The 14,415-nt window shown below is 60.5% G+C and carries 11 protein-coding genes; 6 read left to right on the forward strand and 5 right to left on the reverse strand.

What is annotated here, in order from left to right; all coding sequences use genetic code 11:
* Positions 1–23 precede the first annotated feature (23 nt).
* Together ACNFHO_RS06605 and ACNFHO_RS06610 are read right to left on the reverse strand one after the other, a co-directional pair.
* Positions 24–464, reverse strand: a complete 441-nt coding sequence (locus ACNFHO_RS06605; protein ID WP_063545813.1) for a YkvA family protein — start codon at positions 462–464, stop codon at positions 24–26.
* Between the two features lie 291 nt (positions 465–755).
* Positions 756–1,490, reverse strand: coding sequence for an FKBP-type peptidyl-prolyl cis-trans isomerase (locus ACNFHO_RS06610; RefSeq protein ID WP_054890905.1), 735 nt, complete (start codon positions 1,488–1,490; stop codon positions 756–758).
* A gap of 271 nt (positions 1,491–1,761) precedes the next feature.
* On the opposite strand from ACNFHO_RS06610, the gene ACNFHO_RS06615 reads away from it, so the two are divergent.
* On the forward strand, positions 1,762–3,117 hold the full coding sequence (locus ACNFHO_RS06615) for a hypothetical protein (RefSeq protein ID WP_416765701.1): 1,356 nt from the start codon (positions 1,762–1,764) through the stop codon (positions 3,115–3,117).
* 32 nt (positions 3,118–3,149) lie between these two features.
* On the opposite strand, the gene pcaQ is transcribed toward ACNFHO_RS06615, so the two are convergent.
* Positions 3,150–4,082 (reverse strand): pca operon transcription factor PcaQ, encoded by a 933-nt coding sequence (gene pcaQ / locus ACNFHO_RS06620; RefSeq protein WP_063546857.1) that lies wholly within the window; start codon positions 4,080–4,082, stop codon positions 3,150–3,152.
* Positions 4,083–4,232: 150 nt separating this feature from the next.
* Between pcaQ and ACNFHO_RS06625 the strand changes: the two genes are divergently transcribed.
* The 5 genes from ACNFHO_RS06625 (at position 4,233) to ACNFHO_RS06645 (ending at position 10,694) form a co-directional block, all read left to right on the forward strand.
* Complete coding sequence (locus ACNFHO_RS06625) at positions 4,233–4,658, forward strand: DcrB-related protein (RefSeq protein ID WP_416765703.1); 426 nt, start codon at positions 4,233–4,235, stop codon at positions 4,656–4,658.
* Positions 4,659–4,686: 28 nt separating this feature from the next.
* A complete protein-coding gene (locus ACNFHO_RS06630; protein ID WP_416765704.1) occupies positions 4,687–9,306 on the forward strand; it encodes an RHS repeat-associated core domain-containing protein in 4,620 nt (1,539 codons plus the stop codon).
* 19 nt (positions 9,307–9,325) lie between these two features.
* Positions 9,326–9,763 (forward strand): hypothetical protein, encoded by a 438-nt coding sequence (locus tag ACNFHO_RS06635; protein WP_416765705.1) that lies wholly within the window; start codon positions 9,326–9,328, stop codon positions 9,761–9,763.
* 6 nt (positions 9,764–9,769) lie between these two features.
* Positions 9,770–10,039 (forward strand): hypothetical protein, encoded by a 270-nt coding sequence (locus ACNFHO_RS06640; RefSeq protein ID WP_414154115.1) that lies wholly within the window; start codon positions 9,770–9,772, stop codon positions 10,037–10,039.
* A 157-nt stretch (positions 10,040–10,196) separates the two neighbouring features.
* Positions 10,197–10,694 (forward strand): Imm42 family immunity protein, encoded by a 498-nt coding sequence (locus tag ACNFHO_RS06645; RefSeq protein ID WP_054890910.1) that lies wholly within the window; start codon positions 10,197–10,199, stop codon positions 10,692–10,694.
* 561 nt (positions 10,695–11,255) lie between these two features.
* Here ACNFHO_RS06645 and nirD read toward each other — a convergent pair.
* Together nirD and nirB are read right to left on the reverse strand one after the other, a co-directional pair.
* Positions 11,256–11,618: a nitrite reductase small subunit NirD gene (gene nirD, locus ACNFHO_RS06650; protein ID WP_416765708.1), complete on the reverse strand. Its 363-nt coding sequence runs from the start codon at positions 11,616–11,618 to the stop codon at positions 11,256–11,258.
* Positions 11,618–14,170 (reverse strand): nitrite reductase large subunit NirB, encoded by a 2,553-nt coding sequence (gene nirB / locus ACNFHO_RS06655; RefSeq protein WP_416765710.1) that lies wholly within the window; start codon positions 14,168–14,170, stop codon positions 11,618–11,620. The genes nirD and nirB overlap by 1 nt, the downstream gene beginning before the upstream one ends.
* Between the last annotated feature and the right edge of the window lie 245 nt (positions 14,171–14,415).

The raw sequence follows: 14,415 nt of genomic DNA on the forward strand, positions 1-14,415 counted from the left end.
AGTCTGTGCAGGTCAGGCCAAAATCAAGGGTGAGGACGTTCCAAGCGCAACGCTTCCGGGCTGTCCGGCAGACGCTCGACCACCCGCAGGCGCTCGGGTGATTGGCTGTCGCGCCAGGCCTTGAAGCGCGCCAGCTCGTCGCCGACGGTCTTCAGCACCCACCCCAGCACGGCGATGTCATCGAGAAAGCCGACACCGACGATCCAGTCCGGAATGGCATCCAGGGGGCTGACGAAATACAGCAGGCCAGCGACAATGGTCACCAGCGCCTTGGGGCTTACAGCACGGTACTCGCCACGCCACCAGGCCAGACACAGGCCTTGCATCAGGCGCAGGTCGTCACGCAACTGGCCCAGCTTGGGGCCCTTGCGGGCCACGGCGAACAGCAGCGCCGGCAGGCGGCCACGGCTGAGCAGGCGCTCGGCCAGCGGCAGGAAACGGGCAAAATTCCAGGGTGCGCTCATGGTGTCTCCAGCATCAGCCAGGAAGGTTATCCACATTTATTGTGGATAACCTTGTGAACAGGGCAGCGTTTTCAGGCGCTGGGCGCCCACGGGGCAAGGGTCCCGCTCAGATCGGGCGTTTTTTACACAACCGTTTCAGACAGGCAAACGATTTGCGTCAGGCGTGCGGTTGGGTACGCTTCAAGGTACCTCATGCTCAGACAGTGAGACACCCGCGGCGTTCGCGTCAAGCGTGCGGCCCAAATGAAAACGCCCCGTCGAAACGGGGCGTCAGGTATCGCAGTTGCCAGATTACTTGGCCGGCGCTTCGGCAGGCTCGGCGTCCAGCTTGCTCGGGTCCTTGATGGCCAGCAGCTCGAGGTCGAAGACCAGTACCGAGTTCGCCGGGATCAGCGGGCTCGGGCTCTGGGCGCCGTAAGCCAGCTCGGCCGGGATGTACAGTTTGTATTTCTCGCCGACGTGCATCAGTTGCAGGCCTTCGACCCAACCTGGGATCACGCCGCTGACCGGCAGGTCGATCGGGTTGCCGCGCTCGATGGAGCTGTCGAAGACCTTGCCATCGATCAGCTTGCCTTCGTAGTGGACGGTAACCACATCGGTCGGTTTGGGCTGCGGGCCGTCGGCCTTCTTCACGACTTCATACTGCAGACCCGAGGCGGTAGTGACCACGCCCGGCTTCTTGGCGTTGTCCTCAAGGAACTTCTTGCCCTTGGCGGCCGCTTCCTCGCTGGCCTTGGCCAGACGCTCCTCGGCGCGTTTCTGCAGGGCGGTGAAGGCTTCAACCAGCTCTTCGTCCTTCAGACGGGCTTCTTTCTTGCCGACCGCATCCTCGATACCCAGGGCCACCGCTTTGGAGTCCAGGTCATCCATGCCTTCTTGCGCCAGGCTCTTGCCCATGTTGAGGCCGATACCGTAGGAGGCCTTCTGTGCTGGGGTCTTCAGCTCGACGCTGCTGGTCTGAGCGTCGCAGCCAGCCAGGACCAGGCCTACCAGGGCAACCGCAGCCGCCAAACGATGCTGTTTCATGCTATTTCCTTGTTCATGCGCCATGAGGGCAATCAGGGTAAAGCCGCGAGCTTATCAGGCGGCCATGACCAATGGCTACCGGCATAGGAGCGGGTTTGTGGCAGGAAGTTCCTGTATGAACGAAGGTTCATCGTTGTCACCCTTTGTCACCGAGCAATCCCTGCGCGAGTGACTGTGCACGAGCGCAGTACCTGACAACTCTGCCAGTTGTGCCAATACCCACAGGTAATTAAGTTTGAGGTGCACATAATCCTCGCAAAGGACCACCGTGATGAAACAGAAACCCGAGGTCGATAACCATGTAGATCCAACAGCTCCTCAGCGCGATCCTGCGTCACCCCCGCCAATCGGAGTGGAGCATGATCAAGCTGAAGAGCAAAAGATTCCTTTCGATCTTGGTTACGGCACCAACGGCTACGCCTATTTCACCAGCAAAGAACGCCCTTCGGTAGGCGAGCCCGAACTTATTCTTGCCAGCCGCCACGATGAAAACCGCTTCTATGTGGCGGCTTGGCAAGAAAGCCGAGGCACTCATACCTTAATTGTATTCATCACCTGCCTTGATCGTTATGGTAAGGAAGTTTCGAGCTTCGGCGATCGCGGAAAGTTTCATTTCGACACAGAAACTGCCAGATACAACTTTGTAACAGCCGTGGCCGAGGACACCACGGGTAACCTCTTGGTGGCAGCAAGTACTCGGAATGATGCTCAATATCTATGGAAGCTGACCCCCGCGGGGAAACCCGATGAGTCGTTCGGGCAAGGCAAAGGCTACGTCAATGTTACAGACATGCTGGGCTATAGGTTTGGTATGACACACCTAGTCTCCTTTGAAACGAACTGGTTCATTATCACCGCGAGCCCCAGTACCGATCAGTATGGTATTTTGGCATTGGATGAGAAAGGTGAAAGAATCACGTCGTTCGGGGTTGCTGGTCACCAGCTGCTCCAGGCTGTGATACCCGAGAAGTACTCATATTTTTATGGCACGGGAATGGCTGTGATTTCCGCGCCCGGCAACCAGAAGCGCCTCGTCTTCTCGGCTGTTGCACACTCAAACGGTATAGCCCATTGCCTGACCTGCGCATTGACCAAGGACGGTGAACTCGATACCTCGTTTGGTGAAAACGGGATTCATACATCTGACCCGGACATCACTCCAAACGGAATGAGCGTTACACAATCGCCCGAGTCGATTTTGCTATATGGGTATCGTTGGAACGCGTCAGTTGGCGCGGCAAATCCAATCGTTTATAGGCTTACGCCTGACGGCAAGCCCGATAAAACATTCAACCATGGCAATATCGTGATTTTTGAAAAACTCGGTGGTTGGAATGCCATGATTCAGTATAAAAAAATGATCGTAGGATTTGGCGGTTTCTATACTCGCTCTCTGGCGGTGCGGTATAACTATGACGGTACACTCGACAAATCCTTCATGCCCCCGGACGGCCATGGGCAACTTGGTGATATCTACCCATCTGACGGGTTCTTTGTAAACTCAGGGTCCATGTCCATCGCCATCGACAGCGGCAAGCAACGGATGTTGTTCTGCGGTAACGACGAGCAACACCAAAATGGCTATAACATCCCTTGCGTGATCGCCATTTCCCTCAAACCAGAGTAATCCTGACCCGTTCAAACCTTGGAAGTGGCAGGTCAGGGAAACGCTCCCTCGCGAAACTGACCGGCCACTTCACGCAACACTGCACATACCCACTCCCCGCTCGCATCGGGCGTCAATGCAGTATTTCGACAGATCCCCACCGAGCCTCCAGGCTCGCGAACACCGAGGTCCAGCTCGACCAGTTCACCGCGGCGCAGATCGATCAGCACTGCATCGCGCGGCGCCACCCAGACCGCGTCGCTGCCCAGCAGATAACGCCGGCTCAAGGCCAGGGACAGGGTCTCCAGGCGCTGAGCCGGCATGGCAATGCCACACTGCACGAACAGGCTGTCGGCGTGCTGGCGGATGGTGGTGCCTGCTGGCGGCAGCACCAGGGCATGGTCGCCGATCCTGGCCCGCTCCAGTGGCTGGCGTGCCAGCAATGGATGGCCAGGACGCACCACCAGGCTCATGGATTCGCTGTACAAATGCTCGAACGACAAGCCCTGGATCTGCGGGCTGTCGGTCATCCGCCCGACCACCAGCTCCAGCTCACCCAGGCGCAGTTGCCCCAGCAACTGTGCACTGACCCCGGTGACCACGCTGATCACCAATGCTTCATGACGTTGATGCAGGCGGCACAGCACCTCCGGCATCAACAGCCCCTCGACGGTGGACAGCACCCCTATGCGCACCTGCGACGGCGTCCTGGCCTCGCCGCGCACCGTGCTGACGCCTTCGCGCAGGGCCTGGACGCTGGGCCCGGCGTAACGCATGAAGCGGGTACCCGCCGAGGTCAGCTCGACGCCTTGCCGGGTGCGCTCGAACAGGCGCGTCTCGAGCAAGTCCTCAAGCTCCTTGAGCGTCTTGGAAATGGCCGGCTGGCTGATCGCCAGGACATCGGCCGCCCTGGCCAGACTGCCCTGACGGGCGATCTCCAGAAAGCACAGCAAATGGCGGTACTTGATGCGGGTATCGAGGTTCATGCACGGCAGTGTAACGGTGTGCATGAGAGCTGCAAGTCGTCTATGAATACCCTTTCCTACAACGACTCGATCCCATTCTGACAATGCGCAGCTTGCCCTCAAGGCGCTTGGCTTTGTAGGGTGCAGCTTTCCTCGGCAAGGAGCCAACCGATGTCGCTTTACCAAACCCAGGACCTATCACTAGACCTGGGGGCAGAGCTGCCGCAGGACAGCAGCATGAACATGCTGACGTTCCCCGAGCGCGGCACCACCTTGGTGATCGCCCGCAGCCCGCTCCCCGCAGACCAGTCCTTCGACATCGTCTACCGCCAGCAGCTCGAACAACTGCGCAGTCGCCTCGATGCACACATCACCGAGCCTCAAGCCACGACTTGCGGCATGGCGCAAGCCATCCAGGGCCTGGAAGTCGGCCTGCAGTTCCAGCGTGGCGAAATTCGCTCGCACCAGCGTCAACTGGCCTATCCCCATGTGCAGGCACAGCGTCTTATGGTGCTGAGCTATAGCAAGGAGACACCGCTGACGGAAAACGACCTCATGCACTGGCAAGCCATCAAGACGAGCCTGCAGACACGCTGACACCCCTCCAGCAAGGAAGCCCGGATTCATGGCGCAGGACCTCCACGCCGCCCGCAAGGACGACCTGATACTGCACCCACCGTTGATGGCCGAGCTCACCAGCGCGCTGACCGAGGCGGTGGTCTATGCGGCCGCCACGGCCGCAGTGGGTGCGGCCTTGGGCGCCGCCGTCGCCGCCACCATCGGCACCGGCGGTGCGGCGGCTGCACTGGTGCCGGTGGCCGCCGGCCTGCTGGTAGGCGCGGCCAGTTCGCTGCCCGGCGGCGGCGACAAGAGCATCGGCGAACACATTTCCGACTTCAGTGACTGGGTCGGCAACTCGTTGTTCCCGCCCGAGCCCTATGGCGCCATCCTGACCGGCTCCGCCAACGTCCATATCAATGGCGTGCCCGCTGCCCGTGCTGCCGGCATCAGCCTGGGCGTCGAGGCTTCGCCCGACACCCCCGAGCCCCCCTCCATCCTGGAGAACGTAGGTGCCTACGCCATGTTGGGCGCCTCGATGATGCTCCCGATCATCGGCATGGCCCAGGACATCGCCAGCATCTTCAACCCGCCGATCACTACACCCGCCGATCCCGGCACCCAGGAGAGGGGCGAGGATACCATCACCTGCAGCAAGCACCCGGCCAAGAACTTCCTCGCCCAGGGTTCGGACAAGGTCTTCATCAACGGCCAGCCCGCAGTTCGGGTCGGCGACAAGACCACCTGCGACGGCCCTGTGGGCATGACCTTCTCACCCAATGTGCGCATCGGCGGCGGCACCCTGACGGTGCGCGACATTCGCGATGGCAAGAGCGCACTGGCGAAGATCATCGGCATCGTCGCCGGCATGCTCCTCTCGCGCCGGGGTGGCAAGGCCCGCTCACGACCGGGCAAGGCACCCAAGCCAAAGTCGATGATTCCCAAGTGCAAGGGCCATCCGGTGATCGTCTCCAGCGGTGCCAAGCTGCTCGACGGCCCTGACGACCTGGATTTCGCCCTCCCCGGCCTGCTGCCGATCGAGTGGGCCCGGCGCTACGACAGCAACGACACGCGCGGCGATGGTGTGTTCGGCCTCGGCTGGAGCCTGCCTTATGAAGTGCGCATGAAGCGTATCCCCCACCCTGAAGGGGGCGAGCTGTGGATCTATGTCGACGAGGAAGGCACGCGTATCGAACTGGGGCGCCTGCAGCCAGGCAGCGCGCTGGTCAGCAGCCTCGACGGCCTGGCGTTCTTCCATCAGGATGCCGGCATCACCGTGGTCGAGGACATCTACAGCGGCCAGTACCAGGTGCTGCGCACCGACCCGCACGACCCGAGTCGTTCACGCCTGGTGCAACTGGGGGATCGCAACCTCAACCGCCTTGACCTGCTCTACGACAACGACGGCCGCCTGCAGTACCTGGTCGACACCTTTGGCCGCACGGTGGTCGAACTGCTCTACGACAGCGTGCATGCTCGCCGCGTCGGCCAGGTGCAACGTCTGTTCCTGCGCGATGGCAACGACTTTGTGGTCGAACGCCGTGAAACCCTCGCCACCTACACTTACACCCCTGCCGGTCAACTGAGCGAAGTACACGAGCCGGGCGGCCAGGTGCTGCGACGCTTCAGCTATACCCCTGAAGGCCTGATGGCCAGTCACACCCTGGCCAGCGGTGCGACCTTCCATTACCAGTGGCAGCGCTTCGCCGCCGTCCCTCGTCCGACACCGAACCTGCCGCCGCTGCTCGAGCCGCAGCCAGACCATGAGTGGCGGGTGATCCGTCACTGGAGCGAAGACGGCGAGGACTACCACTTCCACTACGACCTGGCGCAGGGTCATACCGAGGTCACCGACAGCCTAGGTCGCAAGGAACATTTCGAGTGGGGCCCGTTGCACGAGGTATTGGTGTACGTAGATGCACTGGGCCAGCGCTGGCAGGAAGAGGTCGTCCATGGCCAGTTGCTGGCGAGCATCGACCCGCAAGGCGCCGAGTGGCGATACCACTACGATGCACTCGGGCGCCTGATCGAAAGCCATGACCCACTTGGACGTTGCGAGCGCACCACCTACACAGAGCACTGGGCGCTGCCCACGCACATCAGCGATGGCGCAGGCCGCACCTATCGCAACGCCTACGACACCCGCGGCAATCTGATCAGTACCACCGACCCACTGGGGCGCACCACGCGCTACCGTCACGATCGACAAGGCCGGGTGGAACAGGTCATCGATGCACAGGGCAAGACCCGCCAGCTGGAATGGAACGCCCGAGGGCAACTGATTCGCTACAGCGACTGCTCCAACCGCACCACCCTCTGGCGCTATGACGAGCGCGGTCACCTGAGCGAAGTCTTCAACGGCCGCAACAACCGCACCCGCTATCGTTTCGACGCCCGTGGCCACCTGCTGGAAAGCACCCGCGCAGACGGGCGCGTCGACCGCTACCAGGTAAACCTGTCGGGGCAGTTGACCCAGCACATCGACCCTGGGCAGCAGCTCACCCGATGGCACTACGACGAGCGTGGGCGTCTCAGCCAACGCTCCGACGCCATGGGGCTCACCCTTCGCTTCGCCTGGGATGCGCACGACCGCCTGCAGCGTCTGCAAAACGAAAACGGCGAGCACTACGCCTTCCACTGGGATGCCCTGGACCGCCTGGCCGCCCAGCACAACCTCGATGGCGGCGGTCACAGCTATCGCTACGATGCAGCGGGCAATGTCATCGAGGCGAAGCTGCACCCGGCACGCGACGCCGAGCCGACGTTCCCCGGCAGCCCGCCGGAACCCGAAGCGTCGATACAGTCGCAATACTTCGAGTACGACGACGCCGGGCGCCTGTTGCGCAAGCGCACCGACGACGGCGTCACCGACTACGAATATGACCTCGCCGACAACCTGCTCGCGATCACCTTCACCAACCTGCAGGGAGAGCCAAAACGGCTCGCCTTCAGTCATGACGCCCTCGGGCAACTGCTGAGTGAAACCGGTGAAGCGGGCCGGCTTGCCTACGAACATGACGAACTGGGCAACCTGCAGACCCTGACCCTGCCTGATGGCCGACGCCTCAACCATCTGTACTACGGCAGCGGCCACTTGCATCAGCTCAACCTCGACGGCCGTGTGATCTGCGATTTCGAGCGCGACGAGCTGCATGCCGAAGTCCTGCGCACACAAGGCCGAATCCAGACCCGGACCCGCTACGACAGCACCGGGCGCCTGCTGGAAAAAGCCCTGCATGTACAGGGCGCAGGCCCCGGCAGCCTGGCCCTGCTGAGCAAGCAGTATCGTTATGACGACAGTGACAACCTGATCGGCGAGGACTTCATCCAGTGTCAGCGAGCCCGCGACGGCGAGCCGACCATGCACGCCCAGATCATCGGTCGCCTGTTCGGCACCGACGCCAGCGGCAACGTCCAGCGCGGCCAGGTTCGCTACGACTATGGCCCGACCGAACGCATCCATGGCGCCAGCCGCACACTGCCTCATCGCAATGGCCAACAGGTCGAGCACTACGGCTACGACAAGGCCGGCAACCTGCTCGACGGTTACCCGATCAAGGGCTACATACGGCACAACCGCCTAAAGGTCTACCAGGACAAGCGCTACCGCTACGACCGCTTCGGCCGCCTCAGCGAAAAACGGACTGGCGCGCACCTGATCCAGCGCTTCGAATACGACGCCGAGCACCGCCTGGTACGCGTACACCAGCAGCGCGGGCCGGTGCACGAGCGGGTGGAATTCGACTACGACCCGCTCGGCCGCAGAACCGCCAAGCGCCTGTACCGTAACGATCACCCTACCCCCGCCAGCCAGACGCTGTTCCTCTGGCAGGGTCTGCGCCTGTTGCAGGAAATCCAGGACGACAAACCCAGCCTGTACGTCTACGCCGACAGCGACAGCTACGAACCCCTCGCCCGCCTCGATGGCGCCCCCGGTACCGAACTGCTGCACTACTTCCACACCAACCTCGCCGGGCTGCCCGAGCAGCTCACCGATGAAAACGGCGCGACCATGTGGCAAGGTGAATTCGAGACCTGGGGCAAGTGTCGGGAAGAATGGCACCATGCCGGACAGAACCGTCAGCAGAACCTGAGGTTCCAGGGGCAGTACCTGGACCGGGAGACGGGGCTGCACTACAACACGTTCAGGTTCTATGATCCAGAGGTGGGGCGGTTTACGCAGCAGGATCCGATTGGGTTGATCGGCGGGGTGAACCTATATCAATACGGGGCGAATACCGCATCGTGCATTGACCCACTGGGACTGAGCGGATTCGACCCATTCGAGCATGGTGAACTCACGGATTTCCCGAAAGATCTGCATTTTGGCCAGAACAGGGCTGCGCCCCAGTTCAGCTCCATTGGTGCCCAGGTCCCTGAAATTGCAGGTAGACCTGTTCTTGACGTAGCGGATGATCTAAGAACTAATAAACTGTCTCCCGACAAGCTGCTGATCGCCTATACGAAAGATCCCGTCAGCGGCAAGTATGTAACACTCAACAACCGTGGGCTCGCTGCGCTCGTAAGCGCAAACAAATATCCAAAATATGCGATATTCGTTCCCTACCAGCATGCTCCTCCTCACCTCACAAAGGACTTCAAAAATAAACCGCCCTCGAAGTCGATTGATCTGACCCGCAACAAAGATGGGTCAGGACTCGTGACGCGCGTATCACCTTGTCCATGAACAGCACGAGATCATCGGTATGATAAAACTTCTCCCCCAGAACGTTGACTTTCTAATCAACACCACTCAACTCAACGCAAGCTACGACGAAATAGGTGTTGCATCGATTCAGGTTGAGGCTCAGCGACTCGAACACATCGAAAAGAATACCTACGCCATGGCGACGCTTGTTTTCGAACGCGTCGCTGAACTGCGCTGTGTAACACTCAATTTTTTCGAGCACCAGTATCAGAACTACGAAATCCTGGGCAATCAAGATGATGAAGTAAAAACTTGGCGTGAGACCGGACTTCATCCTGACCCAAAATTCTATGAAGTCGTCGAATCAGCGCTGTTGGCAGAAAAGAATTCGCTCTATGACCCCGCCAACTTTCTTTCATTGAAGCATTACATCGTCGCGGGGTACGACAGCTACGTCGAGATCATCGCCGGCAGCTATCAATACGCTCTTGAGTAATTTTCCATGCAGAAAGACATCGCAGCGGAAGCTGATTTGTCAGAGATAAGTGCATGGCGTATGCACGAATCTCTGATTTCGCAGTATAAAGACATGAGTGCTCTAGCAAAAATCTCAGACACCGATACTGAGATGATTGCCAAACTCAGTGCGAGCCACCTGATAAGACAGGCCGAGCCCAATAGCTTATCACTTTCAAACCTCACGCCCGCACATTTGAACCTGAGCAGGCACCTGCAGGAATATTTAATCTCTTGGGCATACGAAGAAGAATAACTTGACGAATGCGATTTCATCATATCGCTGCGCGACGATGAGCACGCCATCGAAATGCACATCGTCAGGTCGGCTCTGCCATCAAAAGGTATTTGAATCGTGGCGATGGTTCGCACTCTGCTCTGTCCACTCATCGATGCGAAGAAAGGCCGGCAGCATGAGCTACTATAACGCGGGCAACATGGAGTTGTTTTCAGTCTGTTGCTCGACTTGCGCGCCAAACTTCAAGTCGGGGTGGATGGCCGTGAACCTATCTTTAGACAATCATCTCATTGGTGCAACTGAAGAGATCACGCAGATCGATACCTTTCTGAACATGATCAATGTCAAATTCGATAATTATGATCTCGATTACGCTGACTCCCTAAGAAATCTGGACAAATCAGCTGTGATTTCCCAGATCGAGCAAGGGTACGAGCACTCTCAAAACTGGATTGATTCCAGCAAAATTGGTGCGCTGTTCCTGTCGCTGAACCTGACGCCCTGCCTTGATGGCGATGTCGTGGTTCTGCTCATGCTTGAAACAACGGACCGGGTCATTTGGAGAGCTCATGACGATGACGTGGTGCGAGAAATTTTCCTACCTCCTGGATACGTAAAAAACACACTGAACGATGTGATAAATTTTTTCAGCCCGCCCAAAAACCATGATTAGTTCTTTCGAAACCACATTGCTCGAGGTGCTCGGGCTCGTCGCAGATTTCGATCCAGAGTATGCACAATGGAGTTGCAAGCTCGGCACAGGGCCCCTCCGATTGGAGTTGGTCTACTCACTGGACGGTACTGTTTCGACATCGCTGTATCTTGACGATAGGCTTCTGGCGTTCAATTACGCCAGCGGGCTGCATTGCCTTTCGATTGACGAGGACGAGATCTCATGCGACATCATGTCCGGATCACTTAGGCGAACACTCACCATCAATATAAATTCGCTAAGCGTGAGGTGGCAGGACTTATGATTCAGAACACCCGTTGAAACCAACGCTCCCGCGAGTGCCCCTCAAGCCAAATGTGCGCGCAGCGGTAGTTGAAAGCCGTGGAGCCACGTTTATCCGAGGACCTGCAAAAGTGAGCCAGACCCGAGGTCTACGCGGTACCTGTGGGAGCGGGTTTACCCGCGAAGCAAACACCGCGGTAGATGGCACCGGCTTTGCCGGTGTTCGCGGGCAAGCCCGCTCCCACAGGTACTGCACAGACAGGGCAGGAGCCATACCTGCTAGAAACAGCGAATCTCGACCTGCCCCCCTTCCATCCGCACCGGCCACACCCGCAACCGCTGCCCCGCATCCTCCAGGCAACGCCCATCACGCAAGCTGAAATGCTGCTTGTACAACGGCGCCGCCACCACCAGCTCGCCTTGCAGGCTGCCGATCAATCCCCGCCCGATAACATTGGCCCCTGAACGCGGGTCGCGGTTGTCCACGGCATACAGTGTCTGCTCCTGCCCGGGCAGGTAGAACAGCGCGACCTGCTCACCCTCGAGCCAGACCACCACCCCCGAGTCGGCAATCAGATCATCGACCCGGCACACCGACTGCCAGATATCCTGAGGTGCAACGACAGTATTGGACAGGTTCATCAAACGAGCTCCTCGACAGTAGGGATCAACTCCAGCGGCGTAGCCGGTCGACGCTGTTCGCGCTCACGCACGAAATGCACATCCGGGTCAGGCCGCTGGTCGTTGACGAAGGTGCGGAAGCGCTTGAGCTTCTCCGGGTCTTTCAAGGCGTTGGCCCATTCGCATTCGTAGCGGTCGACCACATGCTGCATCTGCGCTTCCAGCTCGTCGGCAAGGCCCAAGCTATCGTCAAGGATCACCGCCTTGAGATAGTCCAGCCCGCCGTCCAAGCCTTCGCGCCACACCGAGGTGCGCTGCAGTTTGTCGGCGGTGCGGATGTAGAACATCAGCACGCGGTCGATCAGGCGGATCAGGGTGTCGTCGTCCAGATCGGTGGCGAACAGTTCGGCATGGCGCGGGCGCATGCCACCGTTGCCACAAACGTACAGGTTCCAACCCTTGTCGGTGGCGATCACACCGATATCCTTGCTCTGCGCCTCGGCGCATTCACGGGTGCAGCCGGACACCGCGAACTTGAGCTTGTGCGGCGAACGCAGGCCCTTGTAGCGGTCTTCGATGCGCAGGGCCATGGCGACGCTGTCCTGCACGCCGTAGCGGCACCAGGTGCTGCCCACGCACGATTTCACCGTGCGGGTCGACTTGCCGTAGGCATGGCCGGTCTCGAAGCCCGCCTCGATCAGCTCGCCCCAGATCAGCGGCAATTCGTGCAACTGCGCGCCGAACAGGTCTATGCGCTGGCCGCCGGTGATCTTGGTATAGAGATCGTATTTCTTCGCTACCTGGCCGATCACGATCAGCTTGTCGGGGGTGATTTCACCACCCGGGATGCGCGGCACCACCGAGTAGGTGCCGTTCTTCTGCATATTGGCCATGAAGGTGTCGTTGGTGTCCTGCAGCGGTACCAGCGAAGGGTCCATGATCGGCTGGTTCCAGCACGAGGCGAGGATCGAGCCCACGGTCGGCTTGCAGATGTCGCAACCGACATGCCCCTTGCCGTGGCGCTCAAGCAGCTCGTTGAAGGTACGAATTCCCTCGACCCGCACCAGCGCATACAGCTCCTGGCGGGTGTAGGCAAAGTGCTCGCACAGGCTCTTGTCGACGGTCACACCGCGCGCGGTCAGTTCGTGCTCGAACACCTGCTTGAGCAGCCCCGCACAACCGCCGCAGCCGCTGGCCGCCTTGGTGCAGCCCTTGACCGCCGCCAGGTCCGCGCAGCCACTGTCGATGGCCGCGCAGATCGCACCCTTGCTGACGTTGTGGCACGAGCAGATGGTCGCGCTGTCGGGCAGGGCATCGGCGCCCAGAGTCGGCGCGCCGCCGCTCTGCGGCAGGATCAGCGCCGCCGGATCCTGCGGCAGGGCGATGCCGTTCTGTACGTACTGCAGCAGGGTGTCGTAATAGCTGTTGTCGCCGACCAGTACCGCGCCGATCACCCGCTTGCCGCTGGCGTCGACCACCAGGCGGCGGTAGCTGGCGTTGGCCTCGTCGATATAGCGGTAGCTGCGCGCGCCTGGGGTGGCGCCGTGGGCGTCGCCGATGGAGCCGACATCGACCCCCAGCAGCTTGAGCTTGGTCGACATGTCGGCACCGGTGAACTCGGCACTGGCCTCGCCGACCAGCAGCGCAGCAAGGTTGCGCGCCATGCTGTAGCCCGGAGCAACCAGGCCGAACACGCTGCCGTTCCACGACGCGCACTCGCCGATGGCGAAGATCCGTGGATCGCTGGAACGGCAGTTGCCGTCGATGACCACACCGCCGCGCGGCGCGATCTCCAGCTCGCAGGCACGCCCCAGGGCGTCACGCGGACGGATGCCGGCAGAGAACACGATCAGGTCGGTTTCCAGGTACTCGCCACCATCGAAATTCATGCGGTGGCGATACTCTTCGCCCGGATCGATCGACTGGGTGGCGCGAGACAGATGCACACCGACCCCCAACGCTTCGATCTGCGCACGCAAGGCCGCGCCCCCTTCATGATCAAGCTGCACCGGCATCAGCCGTGGCGCGAACTCCACGACATGAGCCTCCAGCCCCAGCGACTTGAGCGCATTGGCCGCCTCAAGGCCCAGCAACCCGCCACCGACCACCACGCCACGCCGCGCCCCGGCAGCCGAGGCGCGGATGTCGTCAAGATCGTCGAGGGTGCGGTAGACCAGGCAGGCGGTACCGGTGGAGCCTTCGATCGGCGGTACGAACGGGTAGGAGCCGGTGGCGAGGATCAGTCGGTCGTAACCGTAGCGGCCCTGGGCAGTGACCACTTCGCCCAGCGTGCGGTCGATCTCCAGTACCGCTTCGTGCAAGTGCAGGTGCACGCCGTGCTGACCGTAGAATTCGGGCTCGCACATCGCCAGTGCCTCGGCGCTGCTGCCGGCGAAGTATTCCGACAGGTGCACACGGTCGTAGGCGCGCTGGCGCTCCTCGCCGAACACGCGCAGCTCGAAGCGCGCCAGGGCGCCGCGCTCGATCAGTTGCTCGACCAGGTGATGACCGACCATGCCGTTGCCGACAATGACCAGTCGCTCTCGTTGTCCGCCGTTCGCTGTTACCTTCATAGCCGATCCTCGATCACGGTGTGCGGGGCTTGCCCGACGCAAAGACAAAAAAAGGCGCCTGGAGCCGAAGCTCCAGGCGCCTTTGCCTGTACTCATCAGTGTGAGGCCCCTGTTGATCGCCGTTGATCAGTGGGGCTGTGTTGTAAATCGTTAAAAGCAGGGAGCGTGCCAAGGTGCAATCGGTGCTGGCGCTATCGCGGGACAAGCCCGCGCCAACAGGGGATGCAACGTTGCGCGACCTGCAG

Origin of the sequence: Pseudomonas sp. NY15374 (genome assembly GCF_048068255.1) — a bacterium.
Lineage (GTDB): Bacteria > Pseudomonadota > Gammaproteobacteria > Pseudomonadales > Pseudomonadaceae > Aquipseudomonas > Aquipseudomonas machongensis.

What these genes read in the sequence shown, in the direction of transcription:
- ACNFHO_RS06605 (WP_063545813.1), bottom strand. Translation starts at nt 464, where the DNA reads ATGAGCGCACCCTGGAATTTTGCCCGTTTCCTGCCGCTGGCCGAGCGC.
- ACNFHO_RS06610 (WP_054890905.1), bottom strand. Translation starts at nt 1,490, where the DNA reads ATGAAACAGCATCGTTTGGCGGCTGCGGTTGCCCTGGTAGGCCTGGTC.
- ACNFHO_RS06615 (WP_416765701.1), top strand. Translation starts at nt 1,762, where the DNA reads ATGAAACAGAAACCCGAGGTCGATAACCATGTAGATCCAACAGCTCCT.
- pcaQ (WP_063546857.1), bottom strand. Translation starts at nt 4,082, where the DNA reads ATGAACCTCGATACCCGCATCAAGTACCGCCATTTGCTGTGCTTTCTG.
- ACNFHO_RS06625 (WP_416765703.1), top strand. Translation starts at nt 4,233, where the DNA reads ATGTCGCTTTACCAAACCCAGGACCTATCACTAGACCTGGGGGCAGAG.
- ACNFHO_RS06630 (WP_416765704.1), top strand. Translation starts at nt 4,687, where the DNA reads ATGGCGCAGGACCTCCACGCCGCCCGCAAGGACGACCTGATACTGCAC.
- ACNFHO_RS06635 (WP_416765705.1), top strand. Translation starts at nt 9,326, where the DNA reads ATGATAAAACTTCTCCCCCAGAACGTTGACTTTCTAATCAACACCACT.
- ACNFHO_RS06640 (WP_414154115.1), top strand. Translation starts at nt 9,770, where the DNA reads ATGCAGAAAGACATCGCAGCGGAAGCTGATTTGTCAGAGATAAGTGCA.
- ACNFHO_RS06645 (WP_054890910.1), top strand. Translation starts at nt 10,197, where the DNA reads ATGAGCTACTATAACGCGGGCAACATGGAGTTGTTTTCAGTCTGTTGC.
- nirD (WP_416765708.1), bottom strand. Translation starts at nt 11,618, where the DNA reads ATGAACCTGTCCAATACTGTCGTTGCACCTCAGGATATCTGGCAGTCG.
- nirB (WP_416765710.1), bottom strand. Translation starts at nt 14,170, where the DNA reads ATGAAGGTAACAGCGAACGGCGGACAACGAGAGCGACTGGTCATTGTC.